Genomic DNA, 25333 nt, shown 5'->3' with positions numbered 1-25333 from the left:
GCATTGTGCATAGCGAATTTAGGCGATCTATTATCCACCGAGGCATATTAATGTGACTTTAATCACGTTAATTACAAGTTGAGATCCTCACTACAAACAGAAAGGTTTATATATACAAAATATATACTCGGAGGTATTACCATGAGCGGTAAAAAAAAGTCATCGAATAAAAAAGACAGCCAACTTCTGCTGAGAATCAACAAAGAAGATCGAGATGAGTTTATCGCGTTATGTGAAGACTTAGACACCTCAGCGGCACGAGAAGTCCGTCGCTTTATTAAGCAATTTATAAAGGATCATAATAAAGGTTGAACATCATACGTTAGAAAGAAATATACGTGATTTACTCTGTTATGAACTCCCTCCTTAGATACACTTTAATTGACTAGAGACTAATGAAAACACCTTGCGTTGCTGCGTGCAAAAATGTCGATGGTATATGTTCCGGATGCCATAGAACAATGACAGAAATAATAGAATGGAAACAGTACAGTGACGAACAACGAGAAATAATTCTTCAGCGATTAAAAGGCGCGAATGAAACTCATCGATGCCCAAGTTGCAATGAACCCGTATCTTGTGGCATCAGCGCCGGAGAAAATACCTGTTGGTGCATGGGCCTTGAACGTCGCGATACATCATTGATAGTACCCAGTGATAGCTTATGTTTATGTCGAGAGTGTTTACGCAAAGCAAAATTACTAAACATCGACGAGTAGAGAATAAAAGACACTTCTATTCTCTACTACAAAGCTAACTACTTCTCTTTTAGTGCTTCACTCGTAAACTCAATGCCTTCCCAACCAAATTCGATAAAGTTACGAATATTTTGGTGATCATCATTGGTTGGGTAGAGTAAAACATCTTTACGATAAAAATCACCAAACAGTGCTAGTGCTTCCTCTGCGGCCAAACCTTGTAACTTGGCGAATGCGAAAATCTTACACGATCCATTGTTTTGATCGGCAGCATTGGTTAATGCTCCGTTAGTAAACTGAGTTGGTGTAAAATCGTAGTTGGCATCAATCACAGCAATGACATCACTAAATTCTATCGATTTAGGGTCATTCTTAACGGTTTCAATAAGTGTCGTGAGTTTCATCGTTTATCCTTAACTTAACACGGTTTTATTACGTTTTTTAAAGGTAATGTAGTCTAAAGAAATTCAACTCTGATGCAAGATCTCGATTTCTCTTGGTTCATTCCGTTGCTACTCCAATCAAGACCTATCTCATTTACTGATAGCTCTGTGTTTGTTCAATCAGTTTAATAACCGAAGGGGTTGTTAACCCTTCAATACTCTCTTTATTTTGCAAACGAGTTCGAATATCGGTACTCCGGACTTTTACTTTTTCAGGTAATGCCATCACTGAAAAATGATCCATAATCTTATCTGCATTATAAAACTTACCAAAATTCATTAGGTTATCAGGCCCAATAATAAACGTTAGGTTATCCGCTGAATACAGCTCAGCTAGGTAGTTTAACAATTGATAAGTCGTCACACTCTGATTAGATTCGAGTAACTCCTCTTCAACACGGCACAACTCAACGCGATTAGAACTCGGCGCAAGATCATCGATAAAAGCCTCAACAAGCTGACAGCGTAACTGAAAATCCAGCATCTCTTTGCCCCATGCATGAGCAATGCTTGGAACAAGCAAGATAAGATCAAATTGGGTCAGTGATTCAATAACATTTTTATGTCCGAATGACGGGGGGTTGAAAGCACTGCCAAAGACGGCAATATTCCTCATATTCATCCTTTAAACTCAATTGAGAGTTTTATAATCGACTAATTTCGGTATGATACTATGTACTATTTATTATTGCTTGCACAAAAAGGGAAGGCCTTATGGAACAATTAATCCGCGACGAGATGCGTGTCTCGCCAAGCATTGACCCAAATTTTGAGATAGAACGAAGAGTAGCGTTTATTAAAGACAAATTAACCTCTTCTGGATGCAAAGCTTTAGTACTTGGGATCAGTGGTGGCGTTGATTCCACAACGTGTGGACGTTTGGCACAACTTGCAATCAATCAACTTAACGATGAATCTCAAAGTAACGACTATCAATTTATCGCTGTTCGCCTGCCTTATGGCGAGCAAAAAGATGAAGATGAAGCTCAAATTTCACTTCAGTTTATCCAGCCAACACATGCGGTTGCAGTCAATATAAAATCGGGTGTTGATGGATTGCATGCAGCATCACATGCAGCACTGGAAAACACAGGCTTGTTACCAACCGATTCTGCCAAAGTCGATTTTGTTAAAGGTAACGTTAAAGCTCGCGCACGTATGGTCGCACAGTACGAAATTGCTGGTTACATAGGAGCATTGGTCTTAGGTACCGATCATTCTGCAGAAAACATTACCGGTTTCTACACCAAGTATGGAGATGGCGCTTGCGATCTCGCACCTCTATTTGGACTGAGTAAGCGTCAAGTTCGTCAAGTTGCAGCGACGTTAGGTGCTCCAGAAATTTTGGTCACCAAAACCCCTACCGCTGATTTAGAAGAGCTTGCTCCGCAAAAAGCAGACGAAGATGCGCTAATGCTGACTTACGATCAAATTGATGATTTCTTAGAAGGAAAACCCGTACCTCAAGAAGTCACTGAGCGACTAGTTGCGATTTATCAAGCGACACAACATAAACGTCAGCCAATTCCAACGATTTATGACTAATTAACTCAAAATTAATTGCATCACCAATTAAGCCGCCAAACTTTTAGTTGTTTGGCGGTTTTGTTTTATAAAATCAAGAATCAGTGCCGATCTCAATGATTAGCGACGCTTTTTCCCACGATTCGCATGGACATTTAATTTAGCCTTTAGCTTGCGCTTCTCAGATGAGCGGCTGCGCTTTTTAGGGTTACTGTCAGTATAAACTTCGGCATTTGGACTCGGTTCAAATCCAGCGAGCCACTCTTGTGGTAAGCGCTTATCCAGTAAGTTTTCTATCGCTTCCAATAAGTACTCTTCGTCGTGACCCATGAACGAATAGGCTTTCCCTGTTTGCCCAGCTCGCCCTGTTCTACCGATGCGATGGATATAGTCTTCGGCTTTAAAAGGCAGATCGAAATTCACGACTTGCTCTAGTTGCTCAATATCAAGACCACGAGCCGCGACATCCGTCGCAATTAATGCTCGAACCTTACCCGACTTAAAATCATCGAGCGCCTTCTGACGAGCGCCCTGACTTTTATCACCATTAATTGAAGCCGCATGAATTCCATCTAATTTAAGCTCTTTGGCAAGTGCATCACTGCCTTGCCTTGTTTTAGTGAAAACCAAGACTTGATGCCAATTTCGAGAGCCAATCAAGTAGGCTAACAATGCGCTTTTCTTGGAACGGTCAACCGGGTAAACCAACTGTTCTACGGTATCAGCTGTCGCATTTTGCGCGGCGACCTGAATCGGCACGGCGTCTCGCATCAGGTGTTGGGCAAATGCGCGAACTTTATCGTCGAGGGTTGCAGAAAAACACAAGGTTTGCCTAGATGAATTCAAGCGCTTCACTATCCGTTGAATATCAGGGGTAAACCCCATATCCAACATTCGATCGGCTTCATCAAGAACCCAAAACTCCACCTTCTCTAAAGTGATGATTTGATTAAAAAGATGATCCAGTAAGCGGCCAGGTGTCGCGACTAAAATATCGCACCCTAACTTGAGTTTATCGCTCTGCGCTCTGATACTGACACCACCATATACCGCAACGATCTTCAACTCTGTGTGTGCAGAATACGCGACTAAATTGTCATAAACCTGCTGGGCTAGTTCGCGAGTTGGGACAAGAATAAGCCCTCTTACTTCACCTTTTTCAGGCCGATCAATCGCAGCTCGTTCGGTTAAACGCTGAATCATCGGTAACCCAAATGCCGCCGTTTTCCCTGTACCAGTCTGAGCACCAGCCAATATATCCACACCATCAAGAACTCTCGGGATTGCTTGAGTCTGAATTTCCGTAGGCGTCTGAATATGTAATTTTGCTAAGGTATTACTAAGAAAAGTAGCGATACCTAATTGGGTAAATGTTGCGGACATATTTAATTTCCAGTTGAAATTTTGGTGAGTCTAACAAAATAACGCTAAGACTGCTCTTCCACATATATTGAAGCAATATCACGTTCTTACCAAGTCAGTTCTAAAAATGTATCAATATATCACTCAGTTACTAGATTTAGTTGCAGTAATCACATACGTTTATATATAAGAAAAATCATTGACTTAAGTAATGTGTAACACATATGCGTGGACAATCGGCGAATCTAAACACATTAACAAACAACTATCATTCGCTGCAAAATCGCGTTGGCATCATTCTGCCCGTCTTGGCAATTTTTATTATTACCTTTTTCGCAGGTAGCTTATACACCTATTACAGTACATTCAGCACCGCTCACACTCTTGGGCGACAAGCCATCTCTAACCTAGAAGTCTTCATTAATCGAACGGCGCATGATTTAGATCGTGTCAGCATTTCTGCCTCTGAAACATGCAATAAAAATGACATCTCAAAACTACGAAATTATGTGTTTGCAACCGATAGAATTAAAGAAGTCGGTATGTATGATGCTAATGGCAGTATTTATTGTACAAGTAATGCAGGACAAGCCAACATTGCTATCTACCGCTCTGTTTTAGACCGACTAGAACATTCGACGGATCGCACCACTATTGAATTAACTGATTCACCTGATGGAATTCCAACCTTTTTTATTTTCTCTTCTACCCCAAAAAAATCAGGCATCAATGCGCTTATTCCTCCACGCCACTTTCTCGAATTGATTTCATCTTCATTTGATGACATGTCTTTTGGGTATCAGATCCAAGTATTAACTCACGTTATCGATGGCCAACAAATCGTCCCGAGTAAATCAAACCGAGTATTAACATTTCGCTCCAATATTTATCCACTATCTATTCGATTAAATATAGGGTTAGAAGCCTATATTACCTATTTCACCAACCTAGCTTGGGTTATCATACTGTGTGCAAGTTTATTGACCGTTGGGTATTTAATTGTTCGGGATTATCGACGCAGCAACCACACACTTGATGCATCTCTCCGCTCAGCGATTCAAAACAATCAACTTAAGTTGTACTTTCAACCAATTGTTGATAGCCGGACTCGAAGTGTCGTTGGCAGTGAAGCTTTATTACGTTGGAATGATCCGAATAAAGGGTACATTTCACCCGCTATTTTTATCCCATTAGCAGAGCAGATCGGCATAATTAAGGAATTAACTTACCGAGTTATAGACTATTTAACTAACTACATCGAACGACATAAACTTGAATTTGAAGATCGTTATATCAGCATGAATATCAGTCGAACATTGGTATTGGACGATGAGTTCATTTCATATATTTACGACTATGCGATTACTCATCCGATTATGGCCAAAGTAGTAATGTTAGAAATTACTGAAGATAACAACTTTTCACCAGAAGAAATGGTCAAAGCTGTACACAATCTAACCCTTCTTAAAAACCTCGGTTTCAGAATGGCGATCGATGACTTTGGGACGGGGTATTCTGGGTTAAACTTTATCCACCAACACCCATTTGACAAGCTGAAAATAGATCAGGTGTTTATTCGAAGCCTATCTCAAAACGAAGCACTCGATGCAGTCGTGCTCTCAATGATAGATCTATCCAATCAACTAGGAATGGAAATTATTGCGGAAGGTGTCGAAGATTCTAAACAAGTTGAAGCACTAGCAAATATGGGCGTAACGCAAATTCAAGGATTTTATTACGCTAAGCCAATGCCCGCAGAAGAATTTATCGGCTACATTAAAGCCTCTGAAAAAAATGTATTGTAATTAACGATTCTGTTCACGCTTAAGCCTAATAAAAAGACCATAATGATCATGTCATTATGGTCTTTTTAGTTTAACTGCATAACAAAAAAGTTTTAGTTGCTACCTAATACAACACGAGCGTTGATCGCCTGTAATGGACGGTTATTTTTCCCCATAGCACCGCTCATTAACTGCTCTTGATTATCTGATAACGACTTAGCATTTTTTAATACAAACCAACGCACGCCTTCGCTACACGGTGGTGTCGTTAAAGAACCATTAAAACGGTAATATGAAGAGTATTCCGGTAGCATATCTTTCACATCAAATGACTCAGCCAACGTCACTGTTTCACCGTTTTTAGGAAGTGTTTGAATTAAGTTAGCCAGTTGTTCGTTTTTCTTACCCATATCGAACATCACAGCCACTACCGCTAGATTGCCATCTTTATCAGCATGAACAAAATGTCCCTCTAAAGGATAAGATTTGTTATTGATTTGATTTTCTGAAGGCGTATGGAAGTGAAACTGTTTCAATTCGAATTCTCGACCATCAATAGATAATGTATTGCTTCCTTCAATCGTTGCTTGCAACGTGTGACCATTATTCATCAAGGCCGTCACTGAACCCGTATATTGAATATCTAATGGCGCAAGCTTAGCGTCTGTGATTGAATTTAAATTAATTGGGCTTTGGTTTACACCAGTTGCACAAGTCTGAGATACCTTATCCCAGTGCTCAGGGCCATGTGCGCCTTCGTAACCCCACTCTGATGCTTGAGCAACGTTAAATAAAGAAGTTAGAGATACAGCCAAAATTAGTTTTTTCATTTCATGGTCCAAAAATTAGTTTTAAGTCATCACCATGTATTGTCATCATGATGAGCGATGGTAATCATCTTAAAGGGAGTGTTCGTGATTCAATAACACGTGCGCTACTGAAGGCATATGATAATACCGCAACATTATTCGTCGATAATAGATAACCATTTGAAAAATAAGATTTCATTAGCAACCCGATTCATTTGAACACACTATTTTTTCCGGCGATTAATCAATATGAAAAAACTCTGTAAGTAAAATGCAAAAAACAAAATAACCATGTGCAACTCGCGACATAATTCGCATTTTGCAATTGCAAAATGCGAATTATATTTGATGAATGATTGATTACGACGAATGGTCAACGACTTAGGAAGAAATAAACTTGGCACACTATATGCTTTATGTACTATGACCCTTATTAAGCCAAGGGTCACCTAGCCAACTGACGTTGTTAGTGAACGCCACTTGTTCACAATTAATATAACCAATCACCTTTTTGTGGTTGGTTTTTTTTCTTTTTTTACCAGCCATAATTGCTTTCAAACAAATCGCTTGAACTCCTCTTTGCGATCGTAGCGAAACCATCGTTCATATACTCTGACAAAATAACCACTCGACTTTTTATTGGAATGATAAGTAATATTTAGAACGGGACAGGCAATAAAAAAGGACCTGTTTTTCAACAGATCCTTTTTTATTTCTACTATGATTATTATTTTAGTTAGTGCTCTAGCCAATGTTGTTAGTCAACATTTGAATATTTTTGATCGATACTTTTTCTAAGTAATCTCGAATCATCTGATCCATTAAACGTGAACATCGAAATGAAATACAAGTTGAAGCTAAAATTTGTTATAAATATGCGTATTGGATTCCAAAAAGATAATTATATATCCGTAAATTTACATGAAAATGTGACCTTTATCACATTTAATATCTGTTCGATATCTCTACTTAAGAGCTATACCCATTAATATACTTTGCATGCCTTTAGGCGTATTTATTTTAAATGGTTGAGTAACCGATACCTCTGAGAAGCCAGCTTGAATCAACTCATCTTGCATCTCTATCAGCCCTAAGCCGAATCCGTCTTCATCATCAGCGACCCAATCCCAATGCACAAATACACCACCTTTATCTAACAGTGAATAGATAATGGCCAATACTTCAGATAGGTTGTCGAGATAACTGCACACTGCACATGCAATCACCCCATCAAATTGCTTTCGAAAGGCTGGATGCTGAGCAACGAGGCCTCGAGTTAACGAATCAACGACAGGCTCGACATTAAATAGTTCTTTCGTATCCAACTCTTCAATCATCGCTTCCGATGAATCTAGTGCGATGATTGATTTAACCTGAGGAGAAATTGATTGGCTTAAGCGACCAGAACCACACCCAAAGTCTAAAATGTGCTTTCCCGCTAAATCCATCACACTGCCAAGTGAAGCAGACGCCTTATCAGCTAACTCGATATTTTCGGGATTATCTTCCCAATCTACAGCAAGCAAATCCCACTGGTTCGCCATCGTGGTCTCCATTGAAGGTGGTCATGTCATCATTTAAAATAAAAGAATAAACCAAAATAAGACTAACTTCATAGTATTAAGTCACTATCTTAGCTCAGAAATGCTCATTGAGTCCCAACTATTTACCCCTTTAATTTTATCATTTGACATAATTTCTCCCAACACCTTACGAACAGTAAGTTATACTTAGTTTACAAAAACATGGCTCATTTGTTATGTGTAAGTAAATGATGAAAGGAAGTGAATAATGAAAAGAGAAACGACTCTACGTTTTCTTGCCGAGCCAAGCGATGTAAATTTCGGTGGAAAAGTCCATGGTGGCGCGGTAATGAAATGGATTGATCTAGCAGCATATGCTGGAGCTGCAGCATGGAGCGGTAAATACTGTATCACTGCATATGCCGGTGGTATCCGCTTTGTAAAGCCCATCACGGTAGGAAGTTTAGTAGAAGTTAACGCCAAAGTCGTTTACACCGGACGAAGTTCTATGCATATCGCGATCGACGTCCAAGCTAGCGATCCCAAAACACTCATAAACTGCCTCACTACCCACTGTATCGTTATCATGGTTGCCGTTGACGAAGAAGGCAAACCCACCAGTGTCCCAGAGTGGAAACCGACCGACCCCGACGATATCGCTCTTAGAGAGTCAGCCATTAAGCTTATGAATATGAGAAAAGAGATTGGAGAAGAGATGGAAGCTCACGTTAAATACTTAAAATCCATCCAATAAAGCGAATTTCCTTCTGTCATCGAACGGTCATTTAATTTTGCTTTAATAGGTCAATTATTTGCTCGTTCGGATTTTTTGAAGGTACCTTGGCTTGAAAACGCCTCAAATCACTCTCAGTATTAATACACTAAAAGACCAACAATCAGTTGAATATCAATGGGTTCGCTCGCTTTACGTTAGTGGGTACACGCCAGAAGAAATCAATAAATATATTAACAACTGCTTTGGTGGTGATCATATATTTGCCAACCTTTTCCGTCGGGTTGCACTAAAACAAGTTAGCCTATATGTACTACTTCAACATTTAGGGTGTGCGCCTTCAAATCAAGAGATCAAAAGAGATCAATAGTCACTAAGTTATACCCCAGCATGACAAAAGTTATTTTAGAAGCTAAATGACCACGACGTTGTCATATTAAATCAGCTTGTTCATCTTATTCTACTCAACTGAGATTTTTCACATCAAAAAATAAAATTAAATCATCGTTTCAAAAATATTGATTTATTCTTTTAAAAATATAAAATAGCTTTCAAAGAATGGATATTCCGGAGTAAAGAGCAGTGATAAAGCAACAGCGCGTGGCCGTTATCGGCGAATGTATGGTTGAACTTCAACAACATGGTGAGCTGTACAAACAAAGTTTTGGCGGCGACACTCTAAATACTGCTCTTTACCTTTCGCGACTGACATACGAGAAAGATGTTTCAACCTCTTATTTAACGGGTCTGGGCCTCGACCCTTTCAGTGAAGAAATGTTGAATCAGTGGAAAAAAGAGAATATCGATATATCGATGGTACTTCGTTCTCAAACCAAGCTTCCTGGTCTTTATACGATTGAAACACAAGATGATGGCGAACGTAGCTTTTACTACTGGCGAAATGATTCCGCAGCGCGATTTTGGCTAATGGAAGCAGACCTTGATGCTCTCGTCACTCAACTTTCAACGTTTGATATGATCTATCTCAGTGGGATTAGCCTTGCGATCTTGCCTTTAGAGTGCCTAAGTTCACTAATCGACGTACTTCAACGTTGTCGTGATAACGGCTGTAAAATCGCCTTTGATAACAACTATCGTCCAAAGCTTTGGAACTCTACCGAACAAGCTCAGCAGGCCTATCGTCAGGTGCTCTCATTAACCGATTGCGCATTCTTAACATTTGATGATGAAGTGATGCTTTACGGTGATGATAATGAACAACAAGCGATTGAACGTACTCAACAGCTCGGTGTGACAGAAATTGTTGTTAAACGAGGTGCGGATGCATGTTTTGTCGTCGTCGATGGCGAAATGCACATGGTTGCCGCGAACAAAATATCTAACGTTGTCGATACAACTGCAGCGGGAGACTCATTTAGCGCAGGTTACCTAGCCAAACGAGTAACAGGCGGTACACCTATTGAGTCAGCACAAGCTGGTCACCTATTAGCGGGAACCGTGATCCAATACCCTGGTGCTATTATCCCTAAAGAAGCGATGCCACATATTTAAAGTGTTTAAGACAAAGAAACATTGAAGTTGTCTTGAACGAACCAAATGTTCTCATTTTTGTAACCAAAATGAGATGAACTAGCTCTGCTAGTTAAAGAAGTCATAGGTTTGATCGACATGCCGATCAAGCTTGTGCCTAAATGTAGTGATTAAATTTTCTGTTTTGTTTTATTTTGAGCCCATTTATATGGGCTCTTTTTTTTGGCTACTCACAGGGCTTATCACCTCATGAGTCGACGCTCTTATCTAACCGGCTGACCTCGCTTGGCGTGATGACAACCGCTATTGATTTGGATGTTGGAGTATCACTAAATTCACCAACGCTCTCCAATGGAATCAGTGCATTTGCCTCGGGAAAATACGCGGCAACATTCCCTTTTGCAATCTGGTAAGGAATGACTTTAAATCCGTGTATCTTTCGCTTCTTGTCATCTGTCCACAGTGTTTCAATATCAACCAATTGTTCGGATTTCAACCCTAAATTATCGATGTCTGCTTGATGCATAAAAACAACATTTCGCTCGCCAAATACCCCGCGATAGCGATCATCATATCCATATACCGTTGTGTTATATTGATCATGAGAACGCATCGTTTGCATTACAAACACAGGCTTCTTAGAGGAACTTGGTGCATCAAAAATAAGGATATTTTCTGGCAATTCATGACTACAAATTTGAGCCTTACCTTGTGGGGTATTCCATACCAAATCCCGAGCACTATTTCCTAAATAAAATCCGCCAGGAATATCCAAGCGTTGATTAAATTGAGTAAAACCAGGAATGGTCTTCTCTATGTAGTCTCTGATATTGCTGTAATCATCGACCAATGATTGCCAGCAAACGGGATTATTTTCACCAAGAGTCGCTTTAGCCATACCCGACACAATAGCGATTTCTGAACGCATGTTTTCTCCTGATGCGTCCATTCTTCCAGCGGATGCATGTACCATGGAGAACGAATCCTCTACCGTGACTTTTTGTTCGCCATTTGCTTGCATATCAATATCAGTTCGCCCATAGCAAGGCAGAATGAGGGAATCTTTTCCCGGATTAACATGACTACGATTAAGTTTGGTTGCAATATTTACGGTCAGTTGGCACTGATGCATTGCTTCCATAACTCGTTCGGTATCCGGTGCAGCGGCGACTAAATTCCCACCCAAACCAATAAACACCTTGCTTTCGCCTTTACTCATTGCTTGCAACGCATTGACGACATTATGCCCATATTCTGTGGGCGGCTTGAAGCCAAAAACTTTTTCAAGATTTTCGAGCAATAACGCCGGCGGTTTTTCATTTATACCAACAGTACGGTCGCCCTGCACATTCGAATGACCTCTCACTGGACACAAACCACTGCCCGGTTTACCAATCTGACCAAATAGTAGCTGTAAATTGGCGATTTCTTGAATGGTTGCCACAGAGTGCTTATGTTGAGTAACGCCCATCGCCCAAGTCACAATGCGAGTCTTGGCATTGTGATAAATATCCGCGGCCTGCACGATGTCATCTTTACTCAATCCCGACTGATCTAGAATCTGCTCCCATGGCGTAGCCTCAACAGTCGCTAGATAATCATCCAACCCGTCTGTATGTTGCTCAATAAATTCGAGGTCGAATACATTTTTGCCCTTCTCCACCGCTTGCTTATGTAAATCCAACAAAACTTTTACCATGCCGCGAACCACGGCCATATCACCACCTAATTTGGGCATAAAGTAGTGACTGGTGGTTGGCGTGGAGCCGTTGCTCAGCATCTCAAGTGGATGTTGAGGATTGGTAAATCTCTCTAAACCACGTTCTTTAAGGTTATTGAAGGCGACCACTTGAGCACCACGCTTGTTTGCGGATGCTAAGGTTTCCAACATACGAGGATGATTGGTTCCCGGATTTTGTCCAAATAAGAAGATAGCATCGGCAACCTCAAAATCCTCGATCGTTACCGTACCCTTGCCGATACCGATTGATTCAATGAGTGCGTGGCCCGTTGCTTCATGGCACATGTTTGAACAGTCTGGAAAGTTATTGGTCCCAAAACGACGCGCAAATAGTTGATATACGAACGCGGCTTCATTACTTGCTCGACCAGAAGTATAAAACTCAGCTTGATTCGGATTCTCAAGTTGGTTTAGATGTTCAGCGACGACATTAAACGCTTCATCCCAGCTTATCGGCTCATAATGATCCGTCTCAGGGTTATAGCGCATCGGCTCATTTAAACGCCCTTGATACTCTAAAAAGTAATCGGTTTGCTTATTCAGCCAAGACACGGAATATTTGGCAAAAAATTCATGCCCAACTCGGCGAGTTGTTGCTTCCCAGTTTACGGCCTTCGCACCATTTTCACAAAAGCGAAATCGTCCAGGAACGCCTTTTTCACCCCAAGCACAACCCGGGCAATCAAAGCCGCTATCTTGATTGGCACGAAATAAATTCACGATGTTCTTAGCGACATTTTCGCTTTTAAAAAGATGTTGCGTAGTTGATTTTAATGCAGCCCAACCACCAGCCGATCCGGAATATTCTTTATAACTCATCTAATTATCTTCTCATCATTATTCTGGCTTCATTCGCCAGTACCCGTTGTATAAATTGAAGTGTTCCGCTGTGGTAAAACCAATAAGCGTAATATCGAACTGACGGGCAATATCCAGCGCGATTTTTGAAGGCGCTCCAACCGATACAATAACGGCAACACCAGAGATCACCGCTTTTTGCATTAATTCGTAACTGACTCGACTTGTCAAAACCACAACACCACGAGGGTGCCACTGTTGTTGGCGAGACAAAAACCCTAATAATTTATCTAGTGCGTTATGACGACCAATATCTTCAGCAACAGCGCTCAATTCCCCATCAATCATATAAGCGGCACCATGGACAGAGCCGGTTTCATGAAATTGAAATTGATGCTCAGCGAGTAAGGACGAGTAACTCAACACATCACTCGGTGACAGCCAACTCTCGGTTTTATCAATCGCCCTACGAGTCATAAATTGAAGTGTTCGGACAGACGTCGCGCCACACACACCACAACTGGACGTGCTCATGTTACGACGACTAGAAATCGACAAATTTGGTTCAATATCAGCTACTAAGATTACAACAACATGATTCATCGCATGACTCGTATGATCATCAAAGTAACGTATTGAATCAATATCAGACCAACGCTTTATAACGCTATGACTTAAAAGCAAACCATACACTAAATTTTCATCGTCACCGGGGGTCCTCATCGTCATACTCCACAATTCACACTGCGAGTGACCATTAGAAGTCCATTCAATACTTATTTGTAATGGCTCTTCTACAATAAGAGTGTCACGACTAAGGCTGTACCCCTTACCTTTCTGATAACGTTTTCGAGAAACCCGTTTAAGAGAAACAGGATCATCATTGTTCCATTGATTTGCGCTATCTGATTGCATTGACACCATTCTTTAAGGTTTGAGGCCCCATACGAAATTTATTGCGTAAGTTACTCCTTACATATAAATCCGTCAATAAAAACACCGAGTTTTTAATAATATTTATGAAACATTTGAGTAAAGTTTAACCTAACAGTTTCTAACATCTACTGGTATCTAATAACATTGCTTTTCACACTTACATCACAATCTCGCTACCTACAGAATTTGAACATTTGCCCAAAGGAAACAAACCTACCACAGGCTATTTCTTACTCGTTTACACATGGAGTCTACCTGTGGTTCGACATTGGTTACTGGCGATGTAAGTCATACCGTATGAGGATGAACTCATGGTATGGGCTCGGGGAAATTGATGATAAGCAGAAAAAGACAGAGAGGGCGTACGGCAGATTATTTAGTTAGCTTAGAACTATCCTGTAATTGAATTAAGAATTGAGCATCAACCTCTCTAGTGAATGCAAACTATGTACGGTAAAGCACTTTAATAACATGCCAACCAAATTTAGTTTTTACGACAAGTGGTGTTAACACTTCCCCATTAAAACAGGCTTTATCAAACGCAGGAACCATTTGGCCACGTTTAAACTCTCCCAAATCACCCCCCTTCTTACCCGATGGGCATAAGGAGTGTTTTTTTGCCAGCACATGAAATTTAGCCCCTTTCTTCAATTGACTAACAATATCATCAGCTTGATTCTTGTGTTTCACTAAAATATGCAATGCAGCTGCTGTCGTTGCCATTGGTGTTCTCCTTTTTTAACCGCGTAAGTGTATGGAGTTTACTCATAAATGTCATCCTCAAATCCTTTGATCTTACAAAAGCGATATGCAATACAAGCGAGTCGTTGCGAGATCAATAAAAAAGGAGATAAATACAGAATCATTTGAAGACTGGGGATTATCCATTAGTATTAAAAATAAGACAATTAAGGTGTCACAGTCATGTCCAAAATCACAAGTAAAACACATCAGTCTCAAGGAATGTTGATGTTTACTCTAAATAGTCAACGGCATCATTTTGCAATGGGAACATTAAAAATAAGAGAAATCATTTCTTTCCTCCCAATGACTCAAATACCGTACTCTCACCAACATGTAATTGGGACAGTGACAGTGCGAAATAAAACTATCCCGGTTATTGATATGGCTGCAGCGATCGGATTTCGGCGTATTGATCCAAGTGAATATAAAAACTGTTATTTGATTGTCACTGATTGTATGCGCAAAGTGGTGGCATTTATGGTTCGAACTATTGAAAAAATAGTGGAATGTGATTGGCGATCAATCGAGCCCTCACCGGATACGGCTGGACACAATGTTTTCGTCACGGGAATCACACGTTATCAAGAAAAACTGATTCAGCTACTCGATGTCGAACTCTTACTGTCTAAAATTTACCCTCAAGAAGAATCAACTAAACGCGCAATCTTATCTGATGTCGACAGAGAAAAATTAAAGCCGTTTAACATTATGTTGGTAGACGACTCTTCCATCGCCAGAAAACAACTTTCTGATGCGCTTGAATTCATTAATATTCCTTATTGTGTTTGCAATAATGGGCTTGAAGCACTTGAAAAGATGAAAGAGCTATCTCAAATGGGCCAAGGTATAGATATTCTAGTAAGCGATATAGAAATGCCGGGGTTAGATGGATATGAATTGGCATTTGAAGTTCAAAATGATGCGATGATCAATAACGCCTATACCATCCTCCATACTTCACTTTCGAGCGAAATTTGTGTTGATCGAGCCAAGCAAGTAGGCGCACAAGATGCCCTTGAGAAGTTTAATGCTCATGAACTCGTTCATGCCATGCTAAAGGGAGCCGAAAAACTTAACACAAAAACAATGCAACAAGAGCAATAAAAGCGACTACACTTTATTTATACAATTTCTGATCCATCCTGTTTGGGTAACAAATTGATATTGAGAACAATTAGAACCAGATTACCTATATACAATTTATAGATTTATCCAATTGGCATAAAATTAATTTAGAACAGTGACAGTGACTAGAGTGATTTCAATGAGTATTCAAGACGAATTTAAGCGTTCAGCAGAAAATTTGAAAAAAACAGTGCCCTTGATGCTGAAGTATAAGGTACCAACGACCCCTGCAAATTACGCACTTTGGTACACTTATGTGGAAGAATCTCACCCAAAGCTAAATGAAGCGATTGATCTCACTGTTGAGCAATATGGTAACTGTCCTCCGAGTGTCAATAATAGTCTTTATTCACAATTCATCGCTCAAGAGCACGAAACTGAGTTTAGCGACCTTAAGGCCAGTGTCGAAAAATTGTTACTTCAACTCTCTAATTCCATGAGCGACACCATCAATGAAACTTCTACTTTCTCGAATCAGTTAGAAAAAAGCTGTCAAAATTTAGAGCAAATTGAAGACGGTAAGTTTTCCGTTGAGGAAATCACTTCGCTAGTTAAAAAAGTCATATCCGAAACTCAAGACCTCAGTCATTCAACTAAAGACCTTGAGTCGAAATTAACCAATTCAAGTAAAGAAATAGAACAACTCAAAGATCAATTAGAGCAAGTGAAACATCAATCACTTCTCGACAGCTTAACTGGCTTGAAAAATCGTCAGTCGTTTGATTACGACATCGCTATGGTAACGAGCTCAAATAAGCCGATATGCCTCATTATTCTCGATGTTGACCACTTCAAATCATTCAATGACCAATTTGGTCACCAGTTTGGTGATGCGGTGCTAAAAGCAATCGGCAATAGAATGTCATCGCTATGTCGTGATCAAATCACCGCTTATCGATATGGTGGGGAAGAGTTCGCGCTTATTATCCCTAACAAGACTTTACCGATGGCAAGACAGTTTGCCGATAATATTCGTCGCTCTCTTGAGAAGATTTCAATAAAAGATCGTAAGTCTGGCACCATGGTAGGCACAATCACTGCGTCTTTTGGCGTTGCTCAGGTTCAATCAGATGACTCTATAGATTCATTTATTGAACGAGCCGACAGTTTGATGTATGAGGCAAAAAAACTCGGCCGAAACCGAGTCATGCCAATGCTCTAATCAACATTTAAATCATTCGCGTACAAAGTAAATTCCGAGCAGTTTTTACTAATGAACTCACGATCTTCACGCGAAACACAAGGCTTAGAATCAACATCATCGCGCAATAAACTTACCCAGTACCGGGCACGGCAAGTCATTGGAGTATTTTCCTCATGAACCATCATGTATGAGAGGGTCTCCATTTGAACATCAACCAAATAGCTGTCCTGAAGCTTCCCATTTCCCGTTTGACGACCTAGCATAATCTCAACATAGCAACCATCGCGCTGACGCAATAAAAGTGAATCAGGGTTTTCGCGCTCACCAATATATGCCACAAAATGACCAGGGTACTTCAAGCCAGTCTGTTGACCATCTTTAAAACAAGCCACGATATGCTTCATATCGATACGGTAGCTGCATACCTCTGAGTGACTTCTATCATTTAGAGGAAATAAGCGATCAAGCACACGTTTTGCTCGTTGTTGCTGATCAATGTCCATGTTAGTTCCTTGCTGGTCAACATGCACACAGTGCAACGCTTGATTTTTATGCTGCATTTCAGTTATTGGATTCGATAATTGTATAGTCATGTGCACGCCCTCTCTTAGACAAAATTGTTTGCTAATTCACAAATTCAAATGATTTAAAGTGATGTCTCACCGCTTTGTGAATTGGCTTACTATTTAAGCTACACGAATTTAATGTACAATTTCACAACAAAAATTTTACAATGTGAATTTTACAAATGGCGATATCTAAAAGCTTAATCAGACAGTCTCACTTTTTAGGAACAAAAATTCGCAATCTACGTAAGCGAAACCATCTCACGATGGAAGATCTTTCCACACGATGCGTCCGTATCAATGCGGAATATGCACCTTCGGTCTCTTATTTATCGATGATAGAACGTGGAAAACGAGTTCCAAGTGTTGAGATGTTAGAAGTCGTCGCCCAAGTGTTTCAAAAGTCTCCAAAATGGTTTTTAGATGACGAACCTGAAAACAATGACATCACTCCGGATAAAGGGAGCCGAGGTGGGATTAATGGTATTGCCCTAGAGCCGAGTTTTCTGTTCTCAAATGACATATTGCAGATAGCCATCCCAGAAATGCTGTCACAAACCGGCGTAACGGGGAAACAGTTTGCCCAGCTTTTGATTCGAGCCCACCAGGAAAACCTACAAAATCACTTCCCCGATTTAGAGCGAGCAGCAGAAGAAATAGGACTCAAACGCTTAAATTTATCGGTCGAAGATCTACAAGCAATGGCTAAGAGTCAGGGGATCAGCATCAAATGGTTCGATAAAGCTCCCGAATCAACAACCAACCTGCTTGGTGTATCTGCAAAGCAGTTGGTTACATCCTATTTTGAACCACCTAAATGCATCTATGTAAACAAAATTATGTTGCAATACCCTACGCGACTAAAATACGACTTAGCGGTATATATTGGACATGCGATCTTACATAACATCGATGAATTCCACACCATCCTTTCTATTGGTCATAGTCATCATGATGAGCTACACGCAGATAATTCTTCGGCCTACAACCTGAAATCTCAAGATATATTGAAAGCTTGGCGTGATTTTGAATCGAGTTTTTTTGCCGGAGCTTTATTGTGCCCCAAAGTTCCTTTTAGACAGTTACTCGACCGTCATAGCTATGATATTAATGTTCACAAAAAAGTTGGGGTCTCACCTTCTGTTGCCATGCGGAGAATGACCTCTGTCTCTCCATACCCACACTGGCATTATTTTGATGCCTATGGCCAAGGAAAGTTAAAAGCCGTCTATCGTGGCAATGGGATTCCTTTACCGTGGGGAAATATGAGAACGGTAAATGATCCTTGCCAACATTGGGCTGTATTTCGCCAACTGTCTCAACCACAACCAACAAGTTCAGCTCAAATTTCTATTTTAGAAGTCGATGGCAAACCTAGAATCTACTGCTGCGAGTCATTAAACGTTTCTGATGCCGCGGGAAACAATCGAGTGCTATGTGCTGGGATTGATCTCAATCCAGCCATAGATGCTCAAGGGTGGGATTCATCTTCGGTTGCAGAACAGTTAAAACAATCCTGTGCGCTTAATGGCGGATCAACAACCGTTCCATCTTCCATTCAGAAAGACTTAGTCACTGTCGGGAAAATTTTAAATATCAATTGGATAGAACGAGGCTTGGTCAATCAAGCTCGTTTAATTTGTTCCCGAGGAAACGTATGTCCTCGCCAACCGAGTTGTTACGAACAAGATAAATAAGTTTAAAAAAAGAGGCTATCCAATGGATATAGCCTCTCTTTTTTCTTCGCCTAAACCGATCTGCTATAAAAACCCATAAAAAGGTGTTTATAAATACTCGCATAGATACGCTGTTGGGATCTCGACCTTAAGATCAAATGATGAATCACCAATCACGTCAAAGCTCTCACCTGAAGAAAATGTCGTCCACTCGCTATCACCAACACGTTTAATTGTTAATGCTCCCGAAATGACAGACATACGCTCTGGTGCGGCTGTACCAAACGTATACTCCCCCTTATCCATAACCCCGACAGATGACGTCGCGCCATTCTGTTCAAAAGCCAGTGACTTAACATTACCTTCAAAATACACATTTTCTTTAATCATTTTTCTCATCCTTGTTAGCATAACCGCTATTCACACGCTTATTTTGGCAGCATGTTTTAACTCATTCACCTTTGATTCACAATAGCCACACCATAATATATTGAGAATAATACGCTCAACGAAAACGATAGACATATAATCGTTTATTTCACCAATTACTTGCCGACTTGAAGATTGTCTGCTGAACTAATATAGATCCTCGATAAATAAGTGGTAAATCGATTGAAAAAACTATTAATGCTATTAGGCTTGGTGATGCTTTCAATAAGCGGCGTGATTTTATATAAAACTTTGCATACTCCAGCTGATCCATCAATCATATATGGACGTTGGGTTGAGGTGCAAGTCCCTAAGAATCGCCAGGAAATTCTGACATTTTCATCATCACGAGTTCTACGTAACGATCATTTAGTCGCGTCCAAGTTCAAGTTTGACGGCTCAAATATATATTTTGAAACCGGCGAAGGACTGTTTCACTATGAATGGAATGGGTCAACTATTTCACCTCAGCTTGAGCGAAAATCCCCGCCGCAACCAACTCAAAGGTTAATAAAAATGGGCTATGAAGATAGCTTAAATGATTACAAACCCAATAAAATAGGTATGTAAGCGTCTAAATAAGAGTAAGTAGATAATTAATTTCTATATCAATTATTTATTCGCTATTTATCTATCTAACCATAAATAAACGGCACCCTAATGGATGCCGTTTATTTACGTTCAAAATCACAGGTTATTTACGTAGCGAGTTTAATTTAGCTTGCGCCGTTCCGTATACCGAATCAACGGGGTAGCTTCCATCACCATTCGACTGGCCAGCGACCTTGCCAGTAAACAGTTCTATCGCCTCCGTGACATGATCGATTGCCCAAATGTGAAACTCATTCTTATGTACTGCTTTTACGATGTCATCACGTAACATTAAGTTGTGACTATTTGAACGAGGAATGATGACCCCCTGTGCAGAATGACGCCCCTTGATCACACATACATCAAAGAAGCCTTCAATTTTCTCATTTACACCACCTATCGGTTGCGCTTCACCAAATTGATTCATTGATCCGGTTATCGCAATATCTTGCCGATTCGGTTGCTTGGAAAACGCCGACACAATCGCACAGAACTCCGCCATGCTCGCGCTATCCCCATCCACTCCACCATAGGATTGTTCAAAGGTAATCGTTGTATTCAGCGGCACTCTCGCGGTTTTACCAAATACCGAATTGAGATAAGCGGAAAGAATCATAACGCCTTTAGAGTGAATACTGCCTCCCAATTCGACGCTGCGCTCAATATCAATAATATCACCATCGCCATATGACGTTGACGCCGTTATACGATTTGGAATACCAAAAGCATGATCAGTCGTTTGCAGCACAGACAATGCATTGACTTGACCAACAGCACTGCCATCAGTTTCGATCAATGTCGTCCCGTTGATAAATGATTCCATCACGTTGTGTTGCATACGATTCACGCGCAACTCTTGGTTATGCAGCGCTTCGTCAATATGACCAAGACGAATCATTGTCGAATTTGCTTGGCGCGCGACATAGTTTGATTCACGTAATAAATTGGCGATGTTTGCCGAATGAAGAGACAACTTATTTTGATCACCGGCTAAACGAGAACTGTGTTCGACGATGCGAGCGATGGCTTTGCGATCACAATGCAACAAACCGTTATCATGGACAAAACTGGAAATAAAACGCGCGTATTGAAGTTCAGACTCTTCATGACGAGGCATCTCATCTTCAAAATCCGCCGTTACCCTAAACAGCTCACTAAACTCAGGATCGTAATTGGTGAGTAATTGATAGGTATGATAGTCACCAAAAAGAATTATTTTTACATCCAATGGAATCGGTTCAGGATCGAGAGAAACAGCGCCAGATAGCGTTACTTCTTTCTCTAGAGACGTTAAGCTAATTTGACGGGAACGTAGCGTTCTTTTTAATCCGTCCCATACATAAGGGCGCTCCAATACTTTTACCGCGTCAATTAGCAGGACGCCACCATTGGCTTTGTGCAGACTTCCTGGGCGTATCAGAGAGAGATCGGTAAATACGGTGCCTTTGTATGTTGCCGTCTCAATGCTACCGAATAAGGTGTGATAATTCGGGTTGTCCTCAACGACTATTGGAAACTCGCCTTTTTTGTGATTGATAAGCACATTAATTTTATAACGACGCGGCAATTTTTTATCCATAGACGCGGTCGCAAGCTCGCCTTGTTCATTGACATCATCTAGAAATAAATCGTAATTCTGAAGAAGATCTTTCTTCAAATCTCCAAGGTAGGTCTTAACTTCGGAATATTCGGAATACTGTTTTTTAAGACGCTTAATAATATGGTTAATGACATCAAGAGTGACATTTTCATTTAGCTTTGTAATTTTCTCACTAAATGTATCGTCCAACTCGGTAAGATCTCGAACCATGGTTCGTAACACAACCTCAAGCTCGTCAATGGTATCACCTAGCCTATCTTGCTCTTTCTCTGATAACGCATTGAATGTTTCTTCGGTATGAGGCTCTTCACCATTTAACGCGATAAACTGATAATCACCTTGTGGCGTCATCGCCAAACTGACACCACGCTCTTCCGCTTTTTTACTGATCGACTCTAGAGCGGTTTGTTGTTTAACCGCAAGATCATTTTTTAGCTTATCGGCTCGAGTAATATACAGTTCATTATCAAATGCCAAAGGTATAGCAGTCACCAACTTCGTCATTAATGCTTCGATATCATCACGAAGGCACTTCCCGACTCCTGGCGGCAGCCTTAGTATCTTAGGCGTTCGGATATCTTCAAAGTTAGAAACATAGCACCAATCAAACAGATCGTTTGGATCATGTTTATGCCTATTTAAATAACGTAATACCATGGTTCGCTTACCCAAACCATTACGCCCAATTGCATATATATTGTATCCTTTCTCCTTGATAGACATCGCAAACTCAACCGCTTTTTGAGCACGTTCTTGTCCAACGATCTCATCAATTGGTGGCAATTCCTTTGTCGATTTATAAGCTAACTGTTCAAACGGCATACTGCGATACAACTGTTCTGCTTCTAATCGTCTACTCGTCATAATCCACCTCTCCAGAGAACCAATCTCAATTTATATTATCAGTGTAAATGTAATTTGTTGAAATTTTAGTGATTTCGCGCCGAATGGCTACTGAGTGAACAAAAAATAGCCAATAGGGAATAGTTTCTCTACTTAACTAAGCCAAAATAGCGAAATCGATTCGGTTCGCGAATATGCTATAGTTCTATTCGCAGCTCACTTTCGAACTCGATCACCTAATTTGGCAACCCATGCAGTCACAAACTACTTCTCTTTCACGTCAACTCGTACACACAACTTGGCCAATGGTATTTGGCGTACTGTCTTTAATGAGCTTTCAATTAGTCGACAGTGCATTTATCGGCCAACTTGGTGTTTTACCACTTGCTGCTCAAGGCTTCACCATGCCTATGCAAATGATCATTATTGGTATTCAGGTAGGGCTAGGTATTGCAACCACATCTGTCATATCCAAAGCCATTGGTGAGAAAAAAAACCAGTATGCGCAGCAGCTTGGAGCTCTAATACTAACTTTGGGAACATTCAGCATCGGTGTGATCGCATTGCTCATCTATTTATTCAGGAATATCCTGCTTTCGATGCTCGATGCACCACAAAATCTCTACGCGATAATCGACAGTTATTGGATCATTTGGTTAGCGGGAGCTTGGTTAGGGTCGATTTTATATTTCTTATACAGTGTCTGTCGCTCCAACGGAAATACTGTACTTCCAGGTAGCATGATGGTTGTGACTAGTGTTCTAAACATTGCCTTAGACCCCATTTTTATATTCTATTTTGACTTGGGAATTCAAGGTGCGGCATGGGCGACAATTATCTCATTCGGGCTCGGAATTGTAATCGTCGCTCCCAGAGTGGTCACCAACCGCTGGATGGTTTTTGACTGGAAGGGGTTAAATTTACGTCGTAGCCTCAGTTCTATATTCCATATTATGGGACCCGCCATGATTAGCCAGCTCTTTCCTCCTCTATCTGCGGTGTTAGCGACAAAACTACTCGCCAGCTTTGGAGCTGCTGCGGTTGCCGCGTGGGCTGTTGCTATTCGCTTTGAATTTTTTGCTATTGTGCCAGTATTAGCTTTAACAATGTCAATGCCACCAATGATAGGAAGGCGACTAGGTGAAGGCAACATTGGTGAAATACGTCAACTCGTCGCCATCGCAGCAAAATCGATTCTGATCTATCAAACCGCGCTTGCATTGATCACTCTTGCCATGATTTCACCAATGACAGCCTTAATGACGAGTGATATCAAAGTTCAATCGATATTGACTTGGCACCTAACGTTAGTTCCCTTTAGCCTCGGCTTTCTCGGGATTTGTATCCTACTTGTTTCGGCGTGCAATGCTATTGGTCGACCTTATACAGCTCTAACCGTTTCAGCACTGCGTTTATTTGTCTTTTTCCTCCCATGTTTATGGATAGGAGCAAAACTCTTTGGAATTCAGGGGCTATTCTACGGCGCTTTCTTTGGCAATGTAATGGCAGGAATCGTTGCTTGGATTATCTACCAACGAGCCTTGAAGAGCATACCAGCCTAATACGCCTTCTAACGCAAAAAACCCTCACACTGCGAGGGTTTTATGTATATTTTGGTTTTTGGTGCTTGAAAAATTACGCTTTGGTTGCTCGACGAGCATTCACACCATCTGCTAACGTTCTCAATACTTTTTCAGTATCTTCCCAACCAATACAGGCATCAGTAATGGACTGACCGTAAGTTGCCGCAACACCATCACATAAATCTTGGCGCCCTTCGACTAAGTGAGACTCGATCATCACACCAAAAATAGCATCTTCGCCAGCAGCAAGTTGATCAGCACAATCTTGTGCCACTACCATTTGGCGCTCGTACTGCTTTGAACTATTGGCATGACTAAAGTCGATCATCACTTTCTGAGGTAAACCAATGCCTTCAAGTTGCTCTTTTACTTCTGTAACATGCTTCGCGCTGTAGTTTGGCTCTTTACCACCACGTAAAATAATATGGCAATCAGGGTTACCTGCTGTTTCTACAATCGCTGAGTGACCAAATTTTGTTACCGATAAGAAATGGTGAGACGCGCTTGCTGAACGAATAGCATCCGTTGCAATGCGAATATTGCCATCAGTGCCGTTTTTAAATCCTACTGGGCAAGAAAGGCCTGAAGAGAGTTCACGGTGAACTTGAGATTCCGTGGTACGAGCTCCAATGGCACCCCAACTGATAAGATCGGCCACATATTGTGGGGTGATCATATCTAGGAATTCACTCGCAGTCGGCATCCCCATATCCGTTAGATCTAATAGGAGCTTACGGCCAATACGTAAACCATCATTGATTTTATACGTATCGTTTAGGTAAGGGTCGTTAATTAGACCTTTCCAGCCCACTGTAGTACGAGGTTTTTCAAAATAAACACGCATCACGATTTCTAAATCATCGCTTAATTCTTCACGCAATACTTTTAGACGTTTACCATATTCAATCGCTGCTTCTGGATCGTGAATAGAACATGGGCCAATAACGACAAGCAAACGGTCATCTTTATCAGTCAAAATGTTATGAATTGCTTCACGTGCGTTATATACCGTTGACGCTGATACTTCTGTAGCAGCAAATCTCTCTAAGATAGCAACTGGTGGTAATAGCTCTTTTATACGTTTAATTCTTACATCATCATTTTTAAACATTTGTGGATTCTTCCTCTACAACTCAATTGCTTTATCTTGAACTTCCAGTATGAACAAAAAACGATGCCCATAACCATGA

Annotated in this window: 24 protein-coding genes; 12 read left to right on the top strand and 12 right to left on the bottom strand. The window is 40.7% G+C overall.

Annotated features, from left to right (window positions below; translation table 11 throughout):
- The first annotated feature begins 141 nt into the window (after window positions 1-141).
- Both ACWU4D_RS03990 and ACWU4D_RS03985 read left to right on the top strand, forming a co-directional pair.
- On the top strand, window positions 142-312 hold the full coding sequence (locus tag ACWU4D_RS03990) for a hypothetical protein (RefSeq protein ID WP_456050101.1): 171 nt from the start codon (window positions 142-144) through the stop codon (window positions 310-312).
- An 83-nt stretch (window positions 313-395) separates the two neighbouring features.
- Window positions 396-719 carry a DUF1289 domain-containing protein gene (locus ACWU4D_RS03985; protein WP_456050100.1) on the top strand — a complete coding sequence of 108 codons (324 nt, stop codon included), beginning with the start codon at window positions 396-398 and terminating at the stop codon, window positions 717-719.
- 38 nt (window positions 720-757) lie between these two features.
- Here ACWU4D_RS03985 and ACWU4D_RS03980 read toward each other — a convergent pair whose 3' ends face one another.
- Both ACWU4D_RS03980 and ACWU4D_RS03975 read right to left on the bottom strand, forming a co-directional pair.
- Window positions 758-1102 carry a HopJ type III effector protein gene (locus ACWU4D_RS03980; protein WP_456050099.1) on the bottom strand — a complete coding sequence of 115 codons (345 nt, stop codon included), beginning with the start codon at window positions 1100-1102 and terminating at the stop codon, window positions 758-760.
- A 133-nt stretch (window positions 1103-1235) separates the two neighbouring features.
- Window positions 1236-1757, bottom strand: a complete 522-nt coding sequence (locus ACWU4D_RS03975; protein ID WP_456050098.1) for a nicotinate-nicotinamide nucleotide adenylyltransferase — start codon at window positions 1755-1757, stop codon at window positions 1236-1238.
- A gap of 98 nt (window positions 1758-1855) precedes the next feature.
- On the opposite strand from ACWU4D_RS03975, the gene nadE reads away from it, so the two are divergent.
- Complete coding sequence (gene nadE, locus ACWU4D_RS03970) at window positions 1856-2686, top strand: ammonia-dependent NAD(+) synthetase (RefSeq protein ID WP_456050097.1); 831 nt, start codon at window positions 1856-1858, stop codon at window positions 2684-2686.
- 99 nt (window positions 2687-2785) lie between these two features.
- Here the strand turns inward: nadE and ACWU4D_RS03965 are convergent, their stop codons facing one another.
- Complete coding sequence (locus ACWU4D_RS03965) at window positions 2786-4048, bottom strand: DEAD/DEAH box helicase (protein ID WP_456050096.1); 1263 nt, start codon at window positions 4046-4048, stop codon at window positions 2786-2788.
- 203 nt (window positions 4049-4251) lie between these two features.
- Here ACWU4D_RS03965 and ACWU4D_RS03960 point away from each other — a divergent pair, with 203 nt between their 5' ends.
- Entirely contained in the window at window positions 4252-5832 is a 1581-nt protein-coding gene (locus ACWU4D_RS03960) for an EAL domain-containing protein (RefSeq protein WP_456050095.1), read from the top strand.
- A 92-nt stretch (window positions 5833-5924) separates the two neighbouring features.
- Here ACWU4D_RS03960 and ACWU4D_RS03955 read toward each other — a convergent pair whose 3' ends face one another.
- On the bottom strand, window positions 5925-6641 hold the full coding sequence (locus ACWU4D_RS03955; RefSeq protein ID WP_456050094.1) for a carbonic anhydrase: 717 nt from the start codon (window positions 6639-6641) through the stop codon (window positions 5925-5927).
- A gap of 944 nt (window positions 6642-7585) precedes the next feature.
- A complete protein-coding gene (locus ACWU4D_RS03950; protein ID WP_456050093.1) occupies window positions 7586-8164 on the bottom strand; it encodes a class I SAM-dependent DNA methyltransferase in 579 nt (192 codons plus the stop codon).
- Window positions 8165-8411: 247 nt separating this feature from the next.
- Here ACWU4D_RS03950 and ACWU4D_RS03945 point away from each other — a divergent pair, with 247 nt between their 5' ends.
- The 3 genes from ACWU4D_RS03945 to kdgK all read left to right on the top strand — a co-directional run bounded on the left by ACWU4D_RS03945 (window position 8412) and on the right by kdgK (window position 10388).
- Entirely contained in the window at window positions 8412-8897 is a 486-nt protein-coding gene (locus ACWU4D_RS03945) for an acyl-CoA thioesterase (protein ID WP_456050092.1), read from the top strand.
- 91 nt (window positions 8898-8988) lie between these two features.
- Window positions 8989-9246: a hypothetical protein gene (locus ACWU4D_RS03940; protein ID WP_456050091.1), complete on the top strand. Its 258-nt coding sequence runs from the start codon at window positions 8989-8991 to the stop codon at window positions 9244-9246.
- A gap of 215 nt (window positions 9247-9461) precedes the next feature.
- Window positions 9462-10388, top strand: a complete 927-nt coding sequence (kdgK, locus tag ACWU4D_RS03935; protein WP_456050536.1) for a 2-dehydro-3-deoxygluconokinase — start codon at window positions 9462-9464, stop codon at window positions 10386-10388.
- Window positions 10389-10614: 226 nt separating this feature from the next.
- Here the strand turns inward: kdgK and ACWU4D_RS03930 are convergent, their stop codons facing one another.
- The 3 genes from ACWU4D_RS03930 to ppiC form a co-directional block, all read right to left on the bottom strand.
- Window positions 10615-12927: an FdhF/YdeP family oxidoreductase gene (locus ACWU4D_RS03930; protein ID WP_456050090.1), complete on the bottom strand. Its 2313-nt coding sequence runs from the start codon at window positions 12925-12927 to the stop codon at window positions 10615-10617.
- A gap of 18 nt (window positions 12928-12945) precedes the next feature.
- Window positions 12946-13821, bottom strand: a complete 876-nt coding sequence (locus tag ACWU4D_RS03925; protein ID WP_456050089.1) for a formate dehydrogenase accessory sulfurtransferase FdhD — start codon at window positions 13819-13821, stop codon at window positions 12946-12948.
- 465 nt (window positions 13822-14286) lie between these two features.
- Window positions 14287-14565, bottom strand: a complete 279-nt coding sequence (gene ppiC, locus ACWU4D_RS03920; protein ID WP_456050088.1) for a peptidylprolyl isomerase PpiC — start codon at window positions 14563-14565, stop codon at window positions 14287-14289.
- Window positions 14566-14766: 201 nt separating this feature from the next.
- Between ppiC and ACWU4D_RS03915 the strand changes: the two genes are divergently transcribed.
- Together ACWU4D_RS03915 and ACWU4D_RS03910 are read left to right on the top strand one after the other, a co-directional pair.
- On the top strand, window positions 14767-15690 hold the full coding sequence (locus tag ACWU4D_RS03915) for a chemotaxis protein (protein ID WP_456050087.1): 924 nt from the start codon (window positions 14767-14769) through the stop codon (window positions 15688-15690).
- Between the two features lie 160 nt (window positions 15691-15850).
- On the top strand, window positions 15851-16873 hold the full coding sequence (locus tag ACWU4D_RS03910; protein ID WP_456050086.1) for a diguanylate cyclase: 1023 nt from the start codon (window positions 15851-15853) through the stop codon (window positions 16871-16873).
- Here the strand turns inward: ACWU4D_RS03910 and ACWU4D_RS03905 are convergent.
- The gene (locus tag ACWU4D_RS03905; RefSeq protein ID WP_456050085.1) at window positions 16870-17448 is read right to left on the bottom strand and encodes a hypothetical protein; all 579 of its coding nucleotides are present in this window, start codon (window positions 17446-17448) and stop codon (window positions 16870-16872) included. The genes ACWU4D_RS03910 and ACWU4D_RS03905 overlap by 4 nt on opposite strands.
- 155 nt (window positions 17449-17603) lie before the next feature.
- Between ACWU4D_RS03905 and ACWU4D_RS03900 the strand changes: the two genes are divergently transcribed.
- Window positions 17604-19118 (top strand): DUF3612 domain-containing protein, encoded by a 1515-nt coding sequence (locus tag ACWU4D_RS03900; RefSeq protein WP_456050084.1) that lies wholly within the window; start codon window positions 17604-17606, stop codon window positions 19116-19118.
- A gap of 87 nt (window positions 19119-19205) precedes the next feature.
- Here the strand turns inward: ACWU4D_RS03900 and ppnP are convergent, their stop codons facing one another.
- Window positions 19206-19487 carry a pyrimidine/purine nucleoside phosphorylase gene (gene ppnP / locus ACWU4D_RS03895; RefSeq protein WP_456050083.1) on the bottom strand — a complete coding sequence of 94 codons (282 nt, stop codon included), beginning with the start codon at window positions 19485-19487 and terminating at the stop codon, window positions 19206-19208.
- 222 nt (window positions 19488-19709) lie between these two features.
- Here ppnP and ACWU4D_RS03890 point away from each other — a divergent pair, with 222 nt between their 5' ends.
- Window positions 19710-20096, top strand: coding sequence for a DUF2850 domain-containing protein (locus ACWU4D_RS03890; protein ID WP_456050082.1), 387 nt, complete (start codon window positions 19710-19712; stop codon window positions 20094-20096).
- A 124-nt stretch (window positions 20097-20220) separates the two neighbouring features.
- Here ACWU4D_RS03890 and ACWU4D_RS03885 read toward each other — a convergent pair whose 3' ends face one another.
- Entirely contained in the window at window positions 20221-22581 is a 2361-nt protein-coding gene (locus ACWU4D_RS03885; protein WP_456050081.1) for a Lon protease family protein, read from the bottom strand.
- Window positions 22582-22811: 230 nt separating this feature from the next.
- Here ACWU4D_RS03885 and ACWU4D_RS03880 point away from each other — a divergent pair, with 230 nt between their 5' ends.
- On the top strand, window positions 22812-24122 hold the full coding sequence (locus ACWU4D_RS03880) for an MATE family efflux transporter (RefSeq protein WP_456050080.1): 1311 nt from the start codon (window positions 22812-22814) through the stop codon (window positions 24120-24122).
- Between the two features lie 73 nt (window positions 24123-24195).
- Here the strand turns inward: ACWU4D_RS03880 and aroG are convergent, their stop codons facing one another.
- Window positions 24196-25254 (bottom strand): 3-deoxy-7-phosphoheptulonate synthase AroG, encoded by a 1059-nt coding sequence (gene aroG, locus ACWU4D_RS03875; protein ID WP_456050079.1) that lies wholly within the window; start codon window positions 25252-25254, stop codon window positions 24196-24198.
- Between the last annotated feature and the right edge of the window lie 79 nt (window positions 25255-25333).

Source organism: Vibrio phycocola, from assembly GCF_053850235.1.
Note: the sequence above shows the minus strand (reverse complement) of the source record. Positions and strands in the feature narration are given on the sequence as shown.